Annotated in this window: 17 protein-coding genes; 5 read left to right on the top strand and 12 right to left on the bottom strand. The window is 76.1% G+C overall.

Annotation, left to right across the window (positions count from 1 at the left end; all coding sequences use genetic code 11):
• Nucleotides 1-6 precede the first annotated feature (6 nt).
• From ABT263_RS33775 to ABT263_RS33720, 12 genes are all read right to left on the bottom strand, one after another.
• A complete protein-coding gene (locus tag ABT263_RS33775) occupies nt 7-1,419 on the bottom strand; it encodes a condensation domain-containing protein (protein ID WP_352296455.1) in 1,413 nt (470 codons plus the stop codon).
• A 30-nt stretch (nt 1,420-1,449) separates the two neighbouring features.
• A complete protein-coding gene (locus ABT263_RS33770) occupies nt 1,450-2,223 on the bottom strand; it encodes an enoyl-CoA hydratase/isomerase family protein (protein WP_352296452.1) in 774 nt (257 codons plus the stop codon).
• Between the two features lie 77 nt (nt 2,224-2,300).
• Nucleotides 2,301-4,019 (bottom strand): acyl-CoA dehydrogenase family protein, encoded by a 1,719-nt coding sequence (locus ABT263_RS33765; RefSeq protein WP_352296449.1) that lies wholly within the window; start codon nt 4,017-4,019, stop codon nt 2,301-2,303.
• A complete protein-coding gene (locus ABT263_RS33760; protein ID WP_352296446.1) occupies nt 4,016-5,779 on the bottom strand; it encodes an acyl-CoA dehydrogenase family protein in 1,764 nt (587 codons plus the stop codon). Before ABT263_RS33760 ends, ABT263_RS33765 begins: the two co-directional genes overlap by 4 nt.
• Nucleotides 5,776-7,527, bottom strand: a complete 1,752-nt coding sequence (locus ABT263_RS33755) for a fatty acyl-AMP ligase (protein ID WP_352296444.1) — start codon at nt 7,525-7,527, stop codon at nt 5,776-5,778. The genes ABT263_RS33760 and ABT263_RS33755 overlap by 4 nt, the downstream gene beginning before the upstream one ends.
• A 110-nt stretch (nt 7,528-7,637) precedes the next feature.
• Entirely contained in the window at nt 7,638-8,426 is a 789-nt protein-coding gene (locus ABT263_RS33750) for a thioesterase II family protein (protein WP_352296441.1), read from the bottom strand.
• 131 nt (nt 8,427-8,557) lie between these two features.
• Nucleotides 8,558-9,379, bottom strand: coding sequence for a protein phosphatase 2C domain-containing protein (locus ABT263_RS33745; RefSeq protein ID WP_352296438.1), 822 nt, complete (start codon nt 9,377-9,379; stop codon nt 8,558-8,560).
• Between the two features lie 342 nt (nt 9,380-9,721).
• Nucleotides 9,722-11,050 carry an amidase gene (locus ABT263_RS33740; RefSeq protein ID WP_352296435.1) on the bottom strand — a complete coding sequence of 443 codons (1,329 nt, stop codon included), beginning with the start codon at nt 11,048-11,050 and terminating at the stop codon, nt 9,722-9,724.
• A gap of 89 nt (nt 11,051-11,139) precedes the next feature.
• The gene (locus ABT263_RS33735; protein ID WP_329488950.1) at nt 11,140-11,370 is read right to left on the bottom strand and encodes a hypothetical protein; all 231 of its coding nucleotides are present in this window, start codon (nt 11,368-11,370) and stop codon (nt 11,140-11,142) included.
• A 74-nt stretch (nt 11,371-11,444) separates the two neighbouring features.
• Entirely contained in the window at nt 11,445-12,542 is a 1,098-nt protein-coding gene (alc, locus tag ABT263_RS33730; protein WP_352296432.1) for an allantoicase, read from the bottom strand.
• Between the two features lie 59 nt (nt 12,543-12,601).
• Entirely contained in the window at nt 12,602-13,510 is a 909-nt protein-coding gene (locus ABT263_RS33725; protein WP_352296473.1) for a LysR family transcriptional regulator, read from the bottom strand.
• A 51-nt stretch (nt 13,511-13,561) separates the two neighbouring features.
• Nucleotides 13,562-14,212 (bottom strand): ATP-binding protein, encoded by a 651-nt coding sequence (locus tag ABT263_RS33720; protein WP_352296429.1) that lies wholly within the window; start codon nt 14,210-14,212, stop codon nt 13,562-13,564.
• Nucleotides 14,213-14,440: 228 nt separating this feature from the next.
• Between ABT263_RS33720 and ABT263_RS33715 the strand changes: the two genes are divergently transcribed.
• The 5 genes from ABT263_RS33715 to ABT263_RS33695 all read left to right on the top strand — a co-directional run bounded on the left by ABT263_RS33715 (nt 14,441) and on the right by ABT263_RS33695 (nt 19,530).
• Complete coding sequence (locus ABT263_RS33715) at nt 14,441-15,280, top strand: hypothetical protein (protein WP_352296426.1); 840 nt, start codon at nt 14,441-14,443, stop codon at nt 15,278-15,280.
• Nucleotides 15,281-15,469: 189 nt separating this feature from the next.
• Nucleotides 15,470-16,228, top strand: coding sequence for a YcnI family copper-binding membrane protein (locus tag ABT263_RS33710; RefSeq protein WP_352296424.1), 759 nt, complete (start codon nt 15,470-15,472; stop codon nt 16,226-16,228).
• Nucleotides 16,229-16,315: 87 nt separating this feature from the next.
• A complete protein-coding gene (locus tag ABT263_RS33705) occupies nt 16,316-16,981 on the top strand; it encodes an SCO family protein (protein WP_329488945.1) in 666 nt (221 codons plus the stop codon).
• The gene (locus ABT263_RS33700; protein ID WP_352296421.1) at nt 16,978-17,478 is read left to right on the top strand and encodes a copper chaperone PCu(A)C; all 501 of its coding nucleotides are present in this window, start codon (nt 16,978-16,980) and stop codon (nt 17,476-17,478) included. The genes ABT263_RS33705 and ABT263_RS33700 overlap by 4 nt, the downstream gene beginning before the upstream one ends.
• Nucleotides 17,479-17,490: 12 nt before the next feature.
• The gene (locus ABT263_RS33695) at nt 17,491-19,530 is read left to right on the top strand and encodes a copper resistance CopC/CopD family protein (RefSeq protein ID WP_352296418.1); all 2,040 of its coding nucleotides are present in this window, start codon (nt 17,491-17,493) and stop codon (nt 19,528-19,530) included.
• Nucleotides 19,531-19,665: the final 135 nt, after the last annotated feature.

Raw genomic sequence — 19,665 nt, 5'->3', positions numbered from 1 at the left:
ACGATCTCAGCCAACGCGCCGCCCTCCCCCGCCGGTGGCGAAGCCGAACATCCGGTCCATCGCGGCCGCGTCCACCAGGGTGAGGCGCGCGACGGCGGCGTCCGGGTCGGCCAGAACCGCGTCGACGGCCCGGACGAAGTAGCCGGCGAACCGCTCGACGGTGGCCTCGTCGAACAGGTCGACGTCGTAGCGGAAGTCGACGGCCAGCGAGTCCACGCTCTGCCGCACATTCACCGCGAGGTCCAACTGGCCTTCGGCCTGGGGGAGTTCGAACGGCGCGATGCGCAGTCCGGCGAACTCGGCCGGTGCGCCGTCGGCGGCGTCCAGGAGCAGCCTCAGCAGCGGGTCGGGGCTGCTGGTGCCGATCATGTTGAAGGTGATCCGGCAGAGCGCGGAGCCGGCGCCGGTCCGCGGCCGGTTGACCGTCCGGGTGAGCAGCTCGAACGGGTAACCGACCCGGCCGAGGCCCGCCTTGACCTGCGCGTCGGCGGCCCGGGCCGCGTCGCGGAAGCTCGCCCCCGGCGCCAGGTCGGCCCGGAACAGCAGGGTGTTGATGAAGTTCCCGACCACCTCGCGGGTCGCCGGGCTCAGCCGGGTGGTGGTCGGCGCGCCGACCAGGAAGGCGTTCTGCCGGGTGTAGCGGTGCAGCAGCCCCTGGAGGATCCCGAGCAGGAGGGAGAACAGCGAGACTCCGTCGGCCAGCGCCAGCTCGCGCAGCCCGGCCACCCGCGGGCCGCTCAGGTCCAGGTGGTGGGTGCTGCCGCGGTAGCCCGGACTCGTCGGCCGGGGGCGGTCGGTGGGGATCTCGGCCGGGATCGCCCCGGCGCAGAAATCGTGCCAGTACTGCTCCATCCGGGCGCCGCGCGGCGAGCCGAGCAGGTCGCGCTCCCGGGCCGTGTAGTCGTCGTAGTCCGCGGTGAGGGGTGCGAGGTCGGGCTCCCGGCCGTCGACCAGCCGCCGGTAGCTCTGCAGCAGGTCGCGCAGGATCAGCCAGTTGGAGGTGGCGTCGGTGCCGATGTGGTGGCCGGCCATCAGCAGGACGGCGTCCTCGGCGCCGCGGCGCAGCAGGACGAAGCGGAACGCGCCGTCGCGCTCCAGCCGGAACGGCTCGCGCAGCGCGTCCCGCACCGCGGTGCGGAAGCGCTCGTCGGTCAGCCCCGGCAGCTCGCGCAGTTCCAGGCCCAGCGGGTGCCGGTCGGCGACGGTGCGGGCGGCCTGGCCGTCGTGCTCGGCGAAGAGCGAGCGGAGCATGTCGTGCCGCTCGGCGGTCGCCTCGATCGCCCGCTCCAGGGCGGGCAGGTCGACGGCGGAGCGGACGGTGAGGGCCACCCCGGTGTTGTAGACCGCGGCGTCCGGCGCCAGCCGGTAGAGGAACCAGAGCGACTGCTGCGCGTGGGAGAGGGGGTGCAGGCTGGACATCGACGTCCTTCGTTGCGGTGGGTGGGCGGGTCAGTGGCCGATGAACCGCGGGGGTTCCCCGGCGAGGTGTGCCCGCAGGCCCTCCCGCTGGTCGGCGGTGGCGAACAGGGCGGCGAACCGGTGCCGTTCGAGGTCCAGTCCCTCGGCCAGCGGCCGGCCGAGGCCCTCGTCGACGGCCCGCTTGGCGGCGCCCAGGGCGGCTGTCGGCCCGTCGGCGAACCGCTCCGCCAGCCGCTGGGCCGAGGCGTGCACCTCGGCGTCCGGGACGACCTCGTCGACCAGGCCGAGCTCCAGCGCCTCGGCCGCGTCCAGCTGCCGTCCGGTCATGATCAGCCGCTTGGCCCGTGCCGGGCCGATCAGCCGGGGCAGCCGCTGGGTGCCGCCGGTGCCGGGGATGATCCCCAACCGGATCTCCGGCAGGCCGAGCACGGCCCCGGACCCGGCCACCCGGAAGTCGGCGCAGAGCGCGAGTTCGAGCCCGCCGCCCAGGGCGAAGCCCACGATCGCGGCCACCACCGGCTTGGGGATCGCGGCGATCGCGGCGAACCCGGCGTGCAGCCGGGCGGTGTACGCGTCCACCTCGGCGGGGGTGCGCTCGGCCATCGCCGCGAGGTCCGCGCCGGAGCCGAAGACGCGCCGGCCCCCGGTGAGGATCACGGCCCGGACGGCCGGGTCCGATCCGACCCGCTCGGCGGCCTCGGCCAGCTCCGCGGGCAGCACCGGGTCGGCGCCGCTGATGGTCGGGCGCAGCAGCCGGACGGTCGCGACCGGCCCGGCCTCCTCGACCCGTACGTACTTTCCCATGCTCTCTTCCTGTCACTGGGCGTCGTCGGCGGCTCCCGCCGGGAGCCACCGGTCCGCGTGCGCGAGGTGCCGGCCGGTCAGGCGAGGTGCCGGCCGATGAGGTCGAATCCGGCGCCGCTCTCGTAGCGGTCGAGCAGCTCGCGGAAGACCGCCGGACGGACGGCCTCCGCCCCGGGCACCGGCGGGCAGCCGAGCCGGGCGGTGAGCCGGGCCAGCGCCGTGACGACCCACTCGGGCCGGTGCGCGTACGCGCCCGGGTGGTCCGGGTTGTTCAGCCACACGCCCAGGCAGCAGGCGGCGGCCAGCAGCACCGCGTAGCGGTGGGTGAGTTCGAAGCTCACCGGGCCGGCCAGCGGGGTGCGGTCCCGGGGCGCGAGCTCCTGGCAGGCCTGCTTGAGCGCGGTCAGCTCGTCCACCAGCTGGGCGGTGAGCCGGCCCAGGACCGGTTCGTCGCGCACCCGGGCGGCCGCGTCCACCAGGCTCCCCAGCAGCGGGTCGTACCGCCCGGCGGTGGTGCTCAGCCGGTCGAAGTCCAGCTCGGGCAGGTCCCCCGCCAGGTGGAAGACGCCGGCCGGGGCCGGTTCGCCGACCAGCCAGGCGGCGCGGGCCAGCCGGGGCAGCTGCGGGATGACGGTGGCCTGGCAGACCGTGCCGCCGGCGTGCACCAGCGAGGCGACCGGCAGGTCCCGGGCGTGCTTCTGGAACACCGCGTGCGGCCCCTCGCGCAGGAACGAGCGGGCGCCCAGCACCTGGCCCAGGGCGTCGACGGTGTCCTTGAAGAGCAGCGGCACCAGGTACTTGACGGCCGCCGCGTAGACGCTGGTCTGCCCGGGCAGCAGGTGCAGCGCGCGGCAGACCGTGGTGGCGAAGGCGTCGGCCGCCTGGAGGTCCACGAAGGCGTCGGTGAGCACCGAGCGGGCGTGCGGCAGGTCGGCCACCGTGCGGTGGTACAGCCGCCGGCCGAGCGCGAAGCCGGTGACCGTGCGCAGCTGCTGGTCCACCGCGCCGAGCGCGGCGGCGGGCAGCACCGCCCGGGTGACCTGGAAGGACCGCAGGATGGTCTCCATGGCCGCGCCGACCTCGCCGGCCACCGCGGTCACCGGCACCGGGCAGTGGTCGAACTGCAGCCCGCCCAGGTACATCGCGCGCACCCCGACGGTGCGGTAGCGCGGCAGGAAGCGCAGCCGGTCGCGCGGCGCGGTGGCCATGTCGACCAGCACCATCGAGTGGCTGCGGCTGCCGGGCTCCGGGCTGGTGCGGGCCAGCACGGTGACGGCCTCGGCACGGGCCAGGTTGTTGATGATCTCCTTGCGGCCGTCGAGGACGAGGTGGTCCTGCCGCAGGGTGCCGCGGAAGGCGGTGTTCGAGACGTCGTTGCCGGTGGACATGTCGGTGTAGGCGGCGGCGATCCGGCCGTTGCGGCACAGGACGTCCGCGAGCCACCGCTGCTGCTGGTCACCGCCCTGGGCCCACACGTTGACCGCGCCGACCAGGTTGCTGGCGCCGTGGCCGAGGCCGAGCGCGGCGTCGCGGCGGAACAGCGGGCGCAGCACCCGGGCCAGCCGGTCGGCCCGGTCGAGCCGGCCGCCGAGCCGCCGCGGCACGAACTCGGCGCCGAGCCCGTAGGCGTCCAGGACGCGCTCGCCGGCCGGGAGCAGGTCGCCGCGCTCGTCGGCGGCCACGAAGGCGGCGAAGCCCAGCGGGTTGTCCTGGTACTCGGGGTCGCCGAACAGGGCCTCCAGCGGTGCCGGGTTGCCGAGGTCGGCGTAGCAGTCGGGGGTGGTGGCCGTGGTCATCGGCTGCTTCCCTTCACCAGGGGGTAGGACAGCAGGGACGGGAGGAGGCCGCTGCGTTGCTGCTCCTCCAGGAAGGGCACCAGGCGCTCCAGCAGGTCGTCGCCGGCCACCGGGCGCCGCGGGCCGTGGCCGAGCCGGCTCAGCACCCGGGCCAGCGCCGCCTCCAGCCAGAGCCCGTCGGCCCACAGGCCGCCCTGGTGCTCGGGTGCCTCGTGGTTGCGCAGCCAGAGCTGGACGGCGGCCGCGGCCGCGTACAGCAGGGCGTACCGCTCGGCCAGGTCGAAGGCCGCGCGCGGCGCCTCGACCGGGACCGGCCGGTGGGCGGCCAGTTCGACCGCCAGGCCGTCGACCGCGGCCAGCAGTGCCTCGGCCCGCCGGCCGAGCGAGGCCGGGACGGCGCCGGGCGCGGCCCGCCGGCCGAGCTCGGCCACCGCGGCGGGCAGCGCCTGCAGCACGCTGGAGCCGCCGCGCGGGAGCAGGCTGAGCCGCTCGCGGTCGAACGGGGCCAGCGGCGCGGCCAGGTCGGTGGCCGCGGCCAGCCCTGCCCCGTCCACCGTCCGCTTGCGCAACCGGCGGGCCAGCAGGGGGAAGTGGTTGATCAGCGCGTGCAGGTTGACCAGCGCGTTGCCGTCGAAGATGCCGACGATCCGGTGGTCGCGCTGGACCTTCTGGAAGCGGCCGTGCTGGTAGGTCTCGCCGACCAGCAGCGAGCGCGAGCCGAGCACGGTGCCGAGCCGGTCGATCACCTGGTCGACCAGGGTCGGTACCAGGTACTTGGTGACGGCCGAGGAGACGGCCAGCTCGCCGGGCAGCGCGTGGACGCTGCGGACGGCGACCGTGCTCACCGCCTCGGCGAGCAGCACGTCCGCGTACGACTGCGCCAGCAGCCTGCGGGTCTGCGGGAGTTCGGCCAGCAGCCGGCCGTAGGCCCGCCGCTCCAGGGCGTATCCGGCGGCCAGCGTGAGCGCGTTGTCGGCGGCGCCGAGCGACAGCGCGGCGCACATCGTGCGGGTCAGCTGGAGGCTCTTGAGGACGATCTCGGCGCCGTCCCCCTCGCCGCCGACCAGCGCGTCGGCCGGCACCCGGGCGTCGGTGAAGGCCACCCCGCTGATGTCGGCGCCGCGGATGCCGTGCAGCTTCACGGCCGGCAGCGGCCGGTAGCCGGGCGGCGCGACGGCGGACTTGTCGATCATCAGCAGGCTGAAGCCGCGCGCGTCGCCGGCCTCGCCGGTACGGGCCAGCAGGCAGACCGCCCGGCCGCGGTTGGCGTTGTTGATGAGCCACTTCTCGCCGCTCACCCGGTAACCGTCCCCGGTCGGCACGGCGACGACCTCACCGGCCAGCAGGTCGCTGCCGTGGTCGCGCTCGGTCAGCCCCCAGGAGACCACCGTCCCGTCGAGCACCTGGGCGGCCAGCCGCTCGGCCTGCTCCCGGCTGCCGCCCACCCAGACCGACACCGCGCCGAGGAAGGTCTTGCCGTGCGCGATGGCGACGGTGAGGTCCCGGCGGGCGACCGCGCGCATCAGCTGCAGGACGTGCTCGTAACTCTCCAGCGCCCCGCCGTACTCGGCCGGGACGTAGTGCCGGGGCAGCCCCAGCAGGTCCAGCTCCCGGCAGATCTCGACCGGGAACTCCTCCCGGTCGTCCAGCGCGCCGCAGCGCGCGTAGGAGAACAGCCGTCCGCCGTCCTCGGGGTCGCCGAGGGCGCGGTCCAGCTCGCCGGCGATCCGGCGGGAGGGGTGGGTGGCGGCGTGGGTCATCGCGCACCGGCCGCGCTGCGGTAGCGGGCGGCGGTGGCCGGGTCGAGGTCCTCGACCACCGGCTCCAGCGCTCCGGTCATGAACAGCTCGCGCATGAGCGAGCGCTGCACCTTGCCGCTGGTGGTCTTGCGGACCTGGCCGGGCCGCAGCAGCACCAGGTTGGGGATCCGCACGCCGACCCGCTCGGCGAGCCGGCCGCGCAGCTGCCGGGCGAACTCGGCCAGCTCCTCGGGGGCGCCGGGGCGGCGGCGGACCTCGTGCATCACCACGATCTGCTCACCGGTGCCCGGCACCGTGCAGACGCTGCCGCTGAGCCCGTTGAACGCCTCGTCCAGTTCGGCGAGTTCGCGCTCGATGTCGTGCGGGTAGAGGTTGCGGCCGTTGACGATCAGGACTTCCTTGATCCGCCCGGTGACGTACAGCCGGCCCTCGTGCAGGGCGCCGGTGTCGCCGGTGCGCAGGTAGCCCGCCGCGCCCTCCGCCGTGACGGCGCGGAAGGTCGTCGCGGTGGCCTCGGGGTTGCGCCAGTAGCCGGCGGCCACGCTGTCGCCGCGGACCCAGATCTCACCGATCCCGCCGTCCGGGAGGGTGGCGGCGGTGGCCGGGTCGACGATCCGCACGTCGAGGTCGTGGACGGTGCCGCTGCTCACCAGCAGCGGGCCGTCGCCGCCCGGGGCGACCGGACGCAGCTCGTTGGCGGCGAGCGCCTCGGCGTCGACGGCCGTCAGGGCCGGGGTCTCGCCGCGCGGCGTGCCGGAGACCAGCAGGGTGGTCTCGGCCATGCCGTAGCAGGGGTTGAACTGGTCGAGCCGGAAGCCCGCCGGGGCGAACCGCTCGACGAACCGGCGCAGGGTGGCGGCGCTGACCGGCTCCGCGCCGTTGCCCGCGCTGACCAGGCTGCCCAGGTCCAGTCCGGCCAGCTGGGTGTCGGTCACCCGGCGGGCGCACAGGTCGTAGGCGAAGTTCGGGGCCGACGTGTGGGTGGCGCGCCGGCTGCTGATCAGCTCCAGCCACAGGTGCGGGCGGCGCAGGAAGGCCATCGGGGCGAGCTGGTAGCCGAGGGCGCCGACGTACAGCGGTGCGATCAGGGCGCCGATCAGGCCCATGTCGTGGTGCTGGGGCAGCCAGCAGGCGCCGCGGCTGTCGTACTCCAGCGCGAAGGCCCGCGCGATCAGGCCGATGTTGTGGCGCAGCGAGCGCTGGGTGACCATCACGCCCTTGGGCGCGCTGGTCGAGCCCGACGTGTACTGGATGAACACCAGGTCGTCGTCGGCGGTCGGCGGCACCTGCCAGTCGGGGGCGGGCGCCAGGTCCAGCAGGTCGGTGGCCACGCAGGGCAGCTCGGTGGCACCGGCCTGATCCAGCATGGCGACGGCCGTGCCGTGGTTGGCCGAGTCGGTCAGCACCAGGCGGATGTCGGCGTCCCGCACGATGCCGTCGACGCGGGAGCTGTGGCCGCGCTGGGTGCTGGGCTGGGGCGCCGGAACGGCCACCACGCCCGCGTACAGGCAGCCGGCCAGGGCGGTCACGAACTCGGGTCCGGCCCCGTACAGCAGCATCACGCGCTCGCCGACGGCGCACCGCTCGCGCAGCCAGGAGGCGACCGAGCGGGCCGCGCGGTCGAGGTCACCGAAGCTCAGCGGCTGCTCCGACCAGCCGTCGGAGGCGGCCTCGACGAAGACCAGGGCGGTGCGGTCGGGGGTTTCGCGGCCGTGCCGCTCCAGTCGGGTCACCAGGTGATCGGCCATCAGCACGGCCTCTTTTCGGTCAGGGGTGGACGGTGGCGGGGCGGGACGCCGGCGCCCGCGGGGACGGCGACGGGCGGGCGCGGCGCGGGCGGGGCGGGGCGGGGCGGGGTTCAGGCGCGACCGGTGCCGAGCACCTGGCGCAGCCGCAGGTCGGACTGCAGGTGCCCGGCGATGTGGGCGAGCAGCTGCTTCTCCTGGGCCTGGAGGTAGAAGTGGTCGCCGGGGAAGATCCGCAGCTCGAAGCCGGCGCTGGTGGTGTCCGACCAGGCGGCGACGTTGTCGGGCGCGCACTCGGCGTCCCGGGCCCCCACGTAGGCGACGACCGGCACCCGGTGGCGTCCGGCCGCGGGGTCGGGCCGGTAGGCGGCCGACAGCCGGTAGTCGGCCCGGATGCTGGGGAGCACCAGCTCCAGGAGGCCCGGGTCCATGTCGGCCAGCGAGCTGTGGCCGAGCTGGCGCAGCTCGGCCAGGAAGTCGGCGTCGTCCGCGGCCGCCGACTCCTCGCGCTCACGGCGGTGCGGGGCCTCGGAGCCCGAGACGAACAGCCGCACCGGGCGCACGCCGTGCTCGGCGCCGAGCCGCAGCGTCACCTCGTGCGCGACCACGGAGCCCATGCTGTGGCCGAACAGGGCCAGCGGCACTCCGTCGGCGGCCAGGACGGCCAGGGCGGCGGCGATCTCGTCCGCCATCGCGTGGACGGAGGGCGCGTAGGGGTCGCCGAGGCGGTCCTGCCGCCCCGGGTAGCAGGCCGACAGCACCTCGATGTCCTCGGGCAGTTCGCGGGCCCAGGACCAGTAGGCGGTGGGTGCTCCGCCGGCGTGCGGGAAGCAGACCAGCCGCAGCCGCGGGGCCGGAGCCGTGTGGTAGGTGCGGAACCACAGCGCCACGGAGTCGGTCATGAGCGTCCTTCGGGGGAGGGGTGCGGCCATGGAGATGCCGATCTATCAGCACCGCCACGGTGCCGCCCGCTCCTATACCGCGCCCATATCGGGCGGTCGGCCGCGCAGGTCCGCCGCCCCCGCCCGGTCCGCTACAGCAGCGCGTAGAGGGCCGAGGCGTCGTCGTGCGCCTTGCCGCGGGGCCACCGCTCGCAGGCCGCGTCCGACCGCTCGACCGCCCGCACCTGGGCGATCAGCTCGCCCGGCCCCGACTCGGCGAGCAGTCGCAGGGCGTCCGCCCAGCTGCCCAGTCCGAAGCGCTCGGTGTAGCGCGAGGCGCCGTCGCTCAGCGCGGCCACCGCGTGCAGCCGCTCCAGCTCGACGAAGCCGGTCTCGGCGTGCTGCGCGGCCTTGGGGCTGGCGGCGGCGATCCACGGGCCGGTGCCGGAGTTCCGGGCGGCCCGGACGGCCAGCGCGTACTCCAGGTGCAGCGCGGCGCGCTCGGTGGAGCCGGGCACCGTCGACCAGACCTGGCGGCGCACCTCCTCACCGGCGGGGAAGCGCTGGTTGTCGCCGATCACCTTGAGCGGTCCGTCCTTGTACTGCAGCACCAGCAGCGAGTCCCCGAGCACCAGGTACTCCAGCGCACTGCCGTGCCGCCGGGCGGCGACCACCATGGCGGCGGGCGTGTTGGGGTGGGCGAGGTCGCAGCGGCCCCCGTGCAGCGCCGCCGTCTCCACGATGGCGTCGGCCAGGCACTCGGCGATCGAGCGGTCCGCCCGGTCGGTCAGCCGGGCCAGCAGGTGCACCCCCAACCGCCGTACGTACCAGGGGGTGCCGTGCCGGCACCCCGACTCCAGCCCGGTCGGCGAGCTCGCGCCGTCGAGCAGTACGAGCGCCTCCGGCGAGGCCGCCGCGAAGTCCTCGCTCTCGCGGTCCGGCCGCCGTGCTTCCCCTGCCAGCTGTACCTGCATCCCGACAGTGTGGACGCCGGGTGGGGCGCGCGCCCAGACCCGTGCACGCGGTGCGCGCCGCTGGCGCCGGACCGTCCGGTGGCAGCGGGGGCAATTCGGCCATACCGTCGGATATCGAGTGGACAATTCGGCCAATCAGGGCCTGTCAGGTTTCACGGTCTCCTTCGAGGGGCCGGGCCGCACGGGACTGACGAGGACGAGGAGCGACGGATGTTCTGGCAGTTCATCGTGCTGGTGGCCGCGTCGATCGGCTTTCCGACGGCGGCCCTGCTGTTCCTGATCGGCGGCCCCCGCTTCCCCGACGAGCAGCGCGACAGGCGCTGACCCCGCTCGCCGCGCCGCTCAGCGGGCCGGGCCGCCCAGGGCCCGCTCCAGCGGCGCGGCCAGGGCCAGCAGCGACTCGTCCGCACCGGCCGCGCCGACCACCTGGAGCCCGAGCGGCAGGCCGTCCGCGCTCACCCCGGCGGGCAGGCTGACGGCGGGCAGCCCGGCGTAGCTCCACGGCAGGGACATCACCGCGTCCCCGGTGCTGCCCAGCCCGGACGGAGCCGGCCCGGTGGCGGAGGGCGCGACCACCAGGTCCACCCCCGCGGCCGCCCAGGCCTCGGCGAGCCGGGCGCGGACGTGCTCGCGGACGCCGAGCGCCGTCTCGTGGTCCTCCGGCCGGACGGCCTGGCCGTGCCGGATGCCGGCCGCCGTCTCCGGCCGGTAGAGGCCGCCGAACCGGGCGAACCAGTCGGCGTGGCCGCGGGCCTGCTCGAAGCGGTTGATCGTCCGCACCTGCCGCACCAGCCACGCGAAGTCGGGCAGCAGTTCGATCTCGCGCACCGTCGACCCCGCGGCGGCCAGCCGGTCCAGCTGCGCCCGGAAGGCCGCCAGCGCCGCCGGTCCGGCCTGCTCCAGGTACGGCCCGGCGGGCACCCCGAGGACGGGCGGCCCGTCGCCGGGCGGACCGCCCTGCCGCTCGCCCCGCCAGTCGTCGCAGAGCAGCGGCGCCGCCAGCGCCGCCCCGGCGAGGTCGGCGGTGAACAGGCCGACGGTGTCGAAGCTCGGCGCGTTGGGGATCACCCCGTCGAGCGGGATCCGCCCGTACGTCGGCCGGAAGCCCACCACTCCGCAGTAGGCGGCGGGCCGGACCACCGAGCCGATCGTCTGGGTGCCGATCGCCAGCGGCACCAGCCCGGCCGCGACCGCCGCCGCCGAGCCGCTGCTGGAGCCGCCCGGCGTGTGCCCGGGGTGGTGCGGGTTCCGGGTCGGGCCCGGAGCGCTGCCGGCGAACTCGGCGGTCACCGTCTTGCCCGCCACCAGCGCGCCCGCGGCCCGCAGCCGGTCCACCACGGCGGCCTGCGGACCGGCCAGCACGCCCGGCGGCAGCGCCGATCCGGCGTGCGTGGGCAGGCCGTCGACGTGGACGATGTCCTTGATCCCGACCGCCACCCCGTACAGCGGCGGGGCGGTGGCCGGATCGGGGTGGCGCGCGGCCAGCGCGCGGGCCTCGGCGTGCAGCCGCTCCGGCCGGCCGGCCTCGGGCACGAAGGTGTGCAGCAGCGGGTCCAGCCGCTCGATCCGGCCGCAGAGCCGGTCGACCCGCCCGGCGAGGTCGGCGTCACCGCCGCGCGACCGCGCGACCTCGTCGGCCAGCGGCCGCGGACGGACCAGGGACTTCTCCATGCCGACCACGCTAGGGCCCGCCCGGCGGTTCGCGCCGCATCAGCGCGCGGCCGGAGCCGCCGGACGCGCCACGGGCGGCCGCCGCCTGGCTACGGGTGTTCGGTCGCCAGGTACGGGGTCTCGCGCAGGAAGTACGCGCCGCAGGTGTGGCAGCAGAGTTCGGGCGTCTTGCCCCAGTCCGCCGGATCCCGCAGCTGTGCCCCCTCGTCCAGCTCCCGGCCGCACATGGCGACGGCTTCGGAGCCGCGGACCATGTGCCAGAGCCTCACCCCGGCGGACGGACCGCCGTCACCGTACTCGGCGCGCATCTGGTGCATCATTCCCCCATCGTCCGGCGGCCCTCCGGCCCCGGCAACCGGGGGCCGACGGCGCCGCCCGCCCCGGCCGTACGCGGTCAGACCAGGCTGCCGTGCAGCCGCAGCCGGGCGATGCCACCGTCGGGGAAGACGTCGAGCCGGACGTGGGTGGCGGGCCGGGGCGCGTCCAGCACCAGACGGTGGACGGCGTCGGGCTGGAGCCGGGTGCGGGGCACCAGCTCGAACCACTCCTGCGGGTCGGCGGCCCGCTCGTCCCGTCCGTAGAGCGCGGCCCAGCCGGCCGCGTTGCCGACGTAGTAGCCGGTGTCGATCTCCACCGCGCGAATCGCGCCGCGCCCGGCGAGGCGCAGCAGGACCCAGTCGTGGCCGGCGTCCCGGCGCCGGCGGTTCTCCCAGCCGTCGCCCATCGCCCGGGACCGGCCGGGCAGCGCGAGGTTGGCCGGGGGCGAGAAGAAGCGGTCGGAGGCGTCCTCGACCGCGCCGCCGTGCTCGATCGCGGCCAGGTCGAAGGTGCCGAGCGCGGCCAGCCAGGCGGTGTCCGGCCGGGCCTCGCCGTGCACCCGCAGCCGGGCGATGCCGCCGTCGGGGTACTGGCTGAGCCGCAGGTGGGTGAAGCGGCGGCCGTCCTCGACGGCGAAGCCGTTGGCGGCGTGGCCGCGCACCGGCGAGGCGGGCACCAGCGGGTGCCAGACGGTGGAGTCGGCGAGCAGTTCCTCCGGGCCCGGGGTGCCGGGGAGTTCGGCGCCCTCCAGGGCGATCCGCTGCGGGTAGTTGCCGCGGAAGTGCGCGGTGTCGACGATCACGCCGTGCACGACCCCCGGCACTCCCAGGCGGATCAGCGCCCAATCGTGGTCCTCGGCGGTCGGGTGCGGACGGTCGGTGCCGGCGCCGCGGCGGCGGCGGGTCTCCCAGCCGTCCATGAGCTGGCCCTTGTTGCCGAAGGTGTGCGGGCGGAACTCGGCGGGCTCGGGCAGCAGCAGGTTCTCCCGCTCGGCGAACAGCTCGTCGTTGGCGGCGATCACGGCGCCGCCGAGCCGGCGGTCGGCCAGGTCGGTGAGGGCGGTGAAGGCGAAGCTGCCGGAGCGGTAGTCGGCGTAGGGGTTGCCGCCCGCGTAGGGCAGCGCGTCGGCGATCTCGGTGGCGGCGGTCTCGGTGGCGGTCGCGTCGGTGGTCATGCCTCCACGGTCACCCCCGCGCACCCGTCAGGTCCATCACAAAGATCTGACCAGAACGTTCAGCCGGACTGAACGTCCCGGGCGGCCTCGGCCAAGGCCGCGAGCACCCGGCACAGCGGCGGCGTCCCCTCCGTCCCCGCGCGGACCGCGGCGACCACCCGGCGGGTCGGCAGGTCGGCGGGCAGCGCCCGGACCACCGCCCCGCCGACCCGCCCCGCCGAGGCCAGCCGGGGCACCAGCGCCACCCCGAGCCCGGCCGCGACCATCGCCAGGATCGCCGACCAGTCCGCGGCGGTGTGCGCGCGCTCGGGCACGAACCCGGCGTCCGCGCACGCCGTCAGGGTGATCTCCCGCCAGGGGCCGGCGGCGCCGTAGATCCACGGCTCGTCGGCGAGGTCCGCGAGCCGCAGGCCCGGGGCGTCGGCCCGCGGGTGCCCGGGCGGCAGCGCCACGTCCAGCGGGTCGCTGAGCAGGACGGACTCGACGAAGCGGGGATCGCCGCCGGCCGGCCGCACCGCGAGCGAGAGCGCCAGGTCCACGTCCCCCGCCGCCAGCAGCCCATAGGCCCCGGCCGCCTCCGTCTCCACCACCCGCACCGCCAGCCGCGGCGCGTCCGCCCGCAGCCGGGCGATCGCCGGGACGAGCAGCCCGCCGATCGCGGTGGCGAAGGCGCCCACCCGCACCTCGCCCGCCTCGCCGTGCAGGTACCCCGCCAGCTCCGCCTCGGCCCGCTCCAACTGCCCGAACACCACCTCGGCGTGGCGCAGCACCAGCCGCGCCGCACTGGTCAGCCGGACCCGCCGCCCGTACGGCTCCAGCATCGGCGCGCCCACCTGCCTGGCCAGCGCCGACACCTGCTGCGAGACCGCCGACGGCGAGAGCCGCAGCCGCTCCGCCGCGGCCGTCACCGTCCCGCACTCACCGACCGCCCACAGCACCCGCAGCCGCCGCAGATCCCACTCACCCACCGCACCCATCGCGCCAGCGTAGTTCCGCGCTGCGCGCGGTGTCCGCCGTGGTCAGCAGGCGCGCAGGAGGGCGTCGTCCTGCCATTTGAGGACCTTGTCGAAGCTGACGATCGCGCCGCGCAGGGGGTGGTTGCGGAGCTGGACGTGGTCGGTCAGGGCGTGGATCAGGAAGAGGCCGCGGCCGGACTCGGCGGTGAGGTCGGGGAGGGTGTCCAGGTCGACCGGGCGCAGGGTGGGGGCGGGGGCCCCGGCGTGACAGGGGGGCAGCACGTGGGTGTCGTAGGGGCGGTCGTCGCGGCGGGGGCGGCGGGTGGTCAGGACCGGGCCGGGGACGCTGGCGCGGCCGCGCCGGGGGCGGCGGGCGCCGCGGCCGGTCGCGGCCGGGCGGGGCGGCGGGGCGGCCGGCCGGCGCGGCGGGAACGGGGCGGGGGCGGCGGGCGCGGCGAGGCCGGGGCCGGAGTCCGTGACCTCGATCCGCAGGAGGTCCCCGCTGATCGACGCGGTGACCTGGAAGCCGTCGTCCGACCGGCCGCAGGCGCCGTGCTCCACGGCGTTGGCGCAGGCCTCGCTGAGGGCGACCCCGAGGTCGTCGGCGATCTGCGGGTCGACGCCCGCCGTCGCCATGGCACCGAGCAGGATGCGCCGGGCCAGCGGAACGCTGGCCGGGTCGCGCTTGAGGTGCAGAGTCCACCAGATGTCCACGGGAGGTCCCTCCTGGCTGCGGCTCCACATACAACTAGGTATCTCCGGGCGATCATGCGGTGAACCGTGCAGGGGGTCGGCTACCGCCCGTTCGGCGGATGGACTGGGGCCGGGGTGTGTGCCGAGCGGCGCACACCGGGGGCCGCACGCCGGGCCGAACGGGGCATTCGTAGGGATTTCCCACCCTGCCCTCGGCGGCGCGGGGGGCGATGAGATGATGGCCCGGCCATGACTGCCCTCGCCGCCGCCCCGCACCCGGGCGCCCCCGCACCGGACGCGCCGGTGGGGGCCGCCGCCTGGGACCTGCGGCTTGCGCGGGCCGTCCCGTTCGCCCTGGTCTGCGCGCTGATCGCGGCCGCCGGGCACGCCCTGGCCGGCGGCGGGAACGTGGCCCTGCCCGCGCTCGCGACCGGCTTCGCGGCCGTCCTGGTGCTCGCGGTGGCCTTCGGCGGGCGGGAGCGCTCGCTCGGTGCCATCGCCGGTGCGCTCGGGGCGGGCCAGCTCGGGCTGCACTGCCTGTTCCACGCCTTCGGCGGGCACGCCACCGCGGCGGCCGGCGCGATGGCCGGTATGCACCACGGCGGCTCCGGCCCGCTGACGCTGCCCCAGGTGGCCGGCCGGCTGATCTGCAACGAGGCCAGTCCGGGCACGCTGGCCGGCCTGCCCGGCAGCCCGTCGGCCGAGCAGCTGGTCGCCGGCGCGGGGCTGGACCCGCGGGCGTTCGCCGTCGCGCCCTGGTGGCAGGACGGCCTGTTCGGGATGACGCCGTCGATGCTCGCGGGCCACCTGGCCGCCGCCCTGGTGGCCGGCTGGTGGCTGCGGCGCGGCGAGGCGGCGCTCTGGCGGCTGGTCAGGATCACCGCCACGGCCGCCCGGGAGCACTGGACCACCCCGCTGCGGACGGCGTTCGCGCTGGCCGCGGCGCTGCTGCGCGGCCTGCTCGGCACGCCCGCCGGTCCCGCCCGCCGCTCCGGCGCGCGGGCCGGGGACAGCCGGCCGCCGGTCCGTGCCGCACTGCGGCACAGCGTGGTGCGGCGCGGCCCCCCGTTCGGGGCCCTCGCGTACTGACCCGCCCCCGACGGAGTGCCGGCAAGGCCCCGTACCGGGTCCGGGTGTACGCGGCGACCGCGCCGTACCCGCCGCACCCCCGCGGCGTGCGGCTCCCACTCGTCCCCACGCCGCGCGGCCCCGCCGAGGCACGGATCACCGTGTCCGGGAGCGGTCCTGCCGCCGAGCCTCCGAACGGAGACCCGAATCATGCGTTCCCTCCCCACCCGCCGTATCGCCGCCGTCGCCCTCACCGCCGCCGCGTCGGTCGTGGCGCTGGCCGGCCCCGCCTTCGCGCACGTGACCGTGAACCCGGGCAACGCCCAGCAGGGCGGCTACACCGCCGTGGACTTCCGGGTGCCGAACGAGAACGACAACGCGTCCACGGTGAAGCTGGAGGTCAACCTCCCGCTGGACCACCCGCTGGCCTCCGTCCGCACCCTGCCGATGCCGGGCTGGACCACGACCGTCGAGAAGTCCAAGCTCGACAAGCCGATCAAGGTGCACGGCAACGACGTCAACGAGGCCGTCTCCAAGATCACCTGGACCGCCGACGCGGGCACCAAGATCGCCCCCGGCCAGTTCCAGGAGTTCCGCGTCTCGATCGGCCCGCTGCCGACCGACACCGACAAGCTGGTCTTCAAGGCGCTGCAGAGCTACGACAACGGCGACGTCGTGCGCTGGATCGACGAGGCCAAGGACGGCCAGCCCGAGCCCGCCAAGCCCGCCCCCGTGCTGGCCCTCGACAAGGCCGCGGCCGGCGGCGAGCACGGCGCGACCGCCGCCCCCACGGCCACCGCCGACGGCCACGGGCACGGCGACGCCACCACCCAGGCCGCCGCCTCCTCGGACAAGGGCAGCGACTCCACCGCCCGCGTCCTCGCCGTGGTCGGCATCGTCGTCGGCCTGGTCGGCGCGGCGTTCGGCGTGCTCGGCCTGCGCCGCAAGAACGGCGGCTCCGCCTCCTGACCCCCGCACCGGCGGGGCCGCGCCCGTACCGCACCCGGGCCCGGGCGCGGCCCCGCCGGTGATCCACCGCGCACGATCGGATCCCCCATGTCCCGCACCCTCCGCACCGCCCGGCTGGCCGGCGCCGCCGCCGTCGCGCTCGCCGCGGCCCTCACCCTGACCGCCTGCGGCTCCGACGGCTCCACCGGGCCCGCCAAGGTCACCCAGCAGAAGGCCGACTCCCCGTACCAGGGCACCGTGCTCGGCAAGCACTTCGACAAGCCCGACCTGCAGCTGACCGACACCGCCGGCCAGCCCTTCGACCTGCGGCAGAAGACCAACGGCCGGAGCACCCTGCTGTTCTTCGGCTACACCAGCTGCCCGGACGTCTGCCCGACCACGATGGGCGACATCGGCGTGGCGATGACCAAGCTCTCCCCCGAGGAGCGCCAGAAGGTCGACATCGTCTTCGTCTCCACCGACCCCCAGCGCGACACCCCGCAGGTGCTGCGCACCTGGCTGGACTCGATGGGCAAGGACTTCATAGGCCTCACCGGGGACCTGGCCAAGGTGAAGGCCGCGGCCAAGTCCCTCGGCATCCTGATCGAGGACCCGGTGGTCAACGCGGACGGCACGGTCACCTCCACCCACGGCGCGCAGGTGCTGGCGTTCCTGCCCTCGGACGACAAGGCGCACGTCCTCTACCTCAGCGGCACCGAGGAGAAGACCTACGAGCACGACCTCCCGCTGCTCGCCCAGGGGGTCGCGGCATGAAGGGCGCCGGCGGGCCGCGCGGGTTCCGGCGGACCGCGCTCGCGGGGGCGGTGCTGGCGACGGCACTGGGCGCCGGCGCCATCCTGGTCGCCTGCGGCGCGGGCGACGGCGAGGCCCGGGCCGACGGTCCGGCCCTGCTGAGCGTCGCCGACTCCTACATCCCGCTGCCCCCGGCGGGCGGGATGGCGGCCGGCTACCTCACCGTGCGCAACGAGGGCGGCGAGGACCAGCTGGTCAAGGTCTCCAGCCCGGCCGCGCAGTCGGTCACCATGCACCGCTCCACCGCCTCCACCATGGAGCAGGTCGAGCGGCTGGACGTCCCCGCGCACGGCGCGTTGGAGCTCTCCCGCGGCGGCAACCACCTCATGATCATGGGATGGCGGAAGGCCCCCGCCCTCGGTGACGAGCTCGAACTCGACCTGACCTTCGCCCGGACCGGCACCGTCTCGGTCAAGGTGCCGGTCCGGGAACTCACCTACCGCCCCGGCCAGCAGTAAGGGATCCAGGAGATGCTGACGGCCGCGTTGCCGAACCCCACCACCCGCCGCCGGATCGTCGGGCTGCTGGGCCTGCTCGGCGCGGTGCTCGCGCTGCTGCTCGCCGGCGCCGGCCCCGCCTCCGCGCACGCCACCCTGCAGTCCACCGACCCCGCGCAGAACTCGGTCGTCGCGACCGCGCCGCAGGCCGTCACGCTGACCTTCAGCGAGTCGGTGTCGCTCTCCGGGGACTCGGTCCGGGTCCTCGACCCGGCCGGCAAGGCGGTCGACGGCGGCAACCCCGCGCACGCGGACGGCAAGGACAACACCGCCCGGGTCGGGTTGAACAGCGGCCTGGCCAACGGCACCTACACGGTGGCCTGGCGCGCGGTCTCCGAGGACTCGCACCCGATCGGCGGGGCGTTCACCTTCTCGATCGGCGCGCCCTCGGACACCTCCGTCTCCACCACCGCGCTGAGCGGCGCCGAGGCCGACGGCGTGGTCGCCGCGCTGTACGGCACCGGCCGGACCGTCGCCTACGGGGCGTTCGCGCTGCTCGTCGGCGCGGCCGCGTTCGTGCTGGCCTGCTGGCCGGCCGGGGCGGCGCAGCGCGCCGTGCAGCGGCTGCTGATGACCGGATGGGTGGCGCTGCTGGTCTCCACCGTCGCGGTGCTGATGCTGCGCGGCCCGTACGAGCGCGGTTCGGGCGTCGGGCAGGCCTTCGACCTGTCGCTGGTGCGCGCCACCCTCGACGAGCGGATCGGCACCGCGCTGGCCGCCCGGCTGCTGCTGCTCGCGGCGAGCGGGGTCTTCCTGTCGTTGCTGGTCGGCCAGCTCGGCCAGCTCGGACAGCCCGCGCCGGCCGCCCGCCCGGAGGAGGCGGACGACGCGCGGGCGAGCGGCGACGCACGGACCGCCGAGGAGGCGGAGGAGGCCGAGCTGCGGCAGCTGGAGCGGCGCGCCGCCGAGCGCCCGCAGCACGAGACCCGGCTGGGCCTCGGGGTGGCCGGACTGGTGCTGGCCATCGCCCTCTCGGCGACCTGGGTGGGCGCCGACCACGCCTCGGTCGGCATCCAGGTCTGGCTGGCACTGCCGCTCGGCATGCTGCACCTGATCGCGATGGCGCTCTGGCTCGGCGGCCTGGCCGCGATGGCGGTCGGGCTGCGGCACGGGATCGGCGCGGCGGCCGCCGAGCGGTTCTCCAAGGTCGCCTTCGGCTCGGTGGCGGTGCTCACCGCCACCGGGATCTACCAGTCCTGGCGCGGCCTCGGCAGCTGGAGCGCGCTGACCGACACCGAGTACGGGCGGCTGCTGCTGGTGAAGACCGGCTGCGTGGTCGCGATGCTCGGCGTCGCCTGGATCTCCCGGGCCTGGCTGGCCCGGCTGCGGGCCGCTCCGGCGGAGGCCGAGGCGGCCCGGCCGGTCGAGGCACCGGAGCCGGTCGCCGTCGCGGCCCACTCCGACGACCCGGTCCGGCAGGCCCAGCTGGACCGCCAGCGGGCCGCCCGGGCGAGCGCCGGCCGCGACCGCGGACTCACCCCGACCCGGGCCGGGCTGCGCCGCTCGGTGCTGATCGAGTCGGTGGCGGCGGTGGCCGTGCTGGTGGTCACCACGATGCTGACCAACTCCCCGCCCGGCCGGGTGGCGAGCGAGATCGCGGCGGCCGGCACCGCCAACGGCGCCACCGCGCCCGCGCCGGGCGTGCCCGCCCCGCAGACGGTGCCCGGCCAGACCATGGAGCTCAAGCTCCCGTACGACACCAAGGGCCGGACGCCGAACGCCAAGGGCACCGCGACCGTCACCCTCAACCCGGCCCGGACCGGGCCCAACGAAGTCCACCTGAGCCTGGACGGGGTGGACGGCAAGCCGGTCGAGGTCCCCGAGGTGGAGCTCGCCTTCACCCTGCCGGACCGCGACCTCGGCCCGCTGCCGGTGCCGCTGACCGCCGAGGGCCCGGGCCGCTGGAGCGGTACCGCGCAGCTCCCGCTGGCCGGGAACTGGGTGGTGTCGGTGCAGGTCCGCTCCTCGGAGATCGACCAGACCACCGAGATCAAGCAGCTGAAGATCGGGTGAGCGCGATGGGCAGCACCACGGACACCGGCCGGCCGCCCGGCGGCGCGGAGCCCGGCCCGCGCGCCGGCGTCACCCGGCGGGCCCTGCTGGGCACCGCCGGGGCCGGGCTGGTGGCCGGTGCGAGCGCGGGCGCGG

Source organism: Kitasatospora sp. NPDC001603, assembly GCF_040298365.1.
Lineage (GTDB): Bacteria > Actinomycetota > Actinomycetes > Streptomycetales > Streptomycetaceae > Kitasatospora.
This window is presented reverse-complemented; position numbering and strand designations above follow the sequence as displayed.

Coding starts and splice junctions, on each gene's coding strand:
- ABT263_RS33775 (WP_352296455.1), bottom strand. CDS start 1,419: ATGTCCAGCCTGCACCCCCTCTCCCACGCGCAGCAGTCGCTCTGGTTC.
- ABT263_RS33770 (WP_352296452.1), bottom strand. CDS start 2,223: ATGGGAAAGTACGTACGGGTCGAGGAGGCCGGGCCGGTCGCGACCGTC.
- ABT263_RS33765 (WP_352296449.1), bottom strand. CDS start 4,019: ATGACCACGGCCACCACCCCCGACTGCTACGCCGACCTCGGCAACCCG.
- ABT263_RS33760 (WP_352296446.1), bottom strand. CDS start 5,779: ATGACCCACGCCGCCACCCACCCCTCCCGCCGGATCGCCGGCGAGCTG.
- ABT263_RS33755 (WP_352296444.1), bottom strand. CDS start 7,527: ATGGCCGATCACCTGGTGACCCGACTGGAGCGGCACGGCCGCGAAACC.
- ABT263_RS33750 (WP_352296441.1), bottom strand. CDS start 8,426: ATGACCGACTCCGTGGCGCTGTGGTTCCGCACCTACCACACGGCTCCG.
- ABT263_RS33745 (WP_352296438.1), bottom strand. CDS start 9,379: ATGCAGGTACAGCTGGCAGGGGAAGCACGGCGGCCGGACCGCGAGAGC.
- ABT263_RS33740 (WP_352296435.1), bottom strand. CDS start 11,050: ATGGAGAAGTCCCTGGTCCGTCCGCGGCCGCTGGCCGACGAGGTCGCG.
- ABT263_RS33735 (WP_329488950.1), bottom strand. CDS start 11,370: ATGATGCACCAGATGCGCGCCGAGTACGGTGACGGCGGTCCGTCCGCC.
- alc (WP_352296432.1), bottom strand. CDS start 12,542: ATGACCACCGACGCGACCGCCACCGAGACCGCCGCCACCGAGATCGCC.
- ABT263_RS33715 (WP_352296426.1), top strand. CDS start 14,441: ATGACTGCCCTCGCCGCCGCCCCGCACCCGGGCGCCCCCGCACCGGAC.
- ABT263_RS33710 (WP_352296424.1), top strand. CDS start 15,470: ATGCGTTCCCTCCCCACCCGCCGTATCGCCGCCGTCGCCCTCACCGCC.
- ABT263_RS33705 (WP_329488945.1), top strand. CDS start 16,316: ATGTCCCGCACCCTCCGCACCGCCCGGCTGGCCGGCGCCGCCGCCGTC.
- ABT263_RS33700 (WP_352296421.1), top strand. CDS start 16,978: ATGAAGGGCGCCGGCGGGCCGCGCGGGTTCCGGCGGACCGCGCTCGCG.
- ABT263_RS33695 (WP_352296418.1), top strand. CDS start 17,491: ATGCTGACGGCCGCGTTGCCGAACCCCACCACCCGCCGCCGGATCGTC.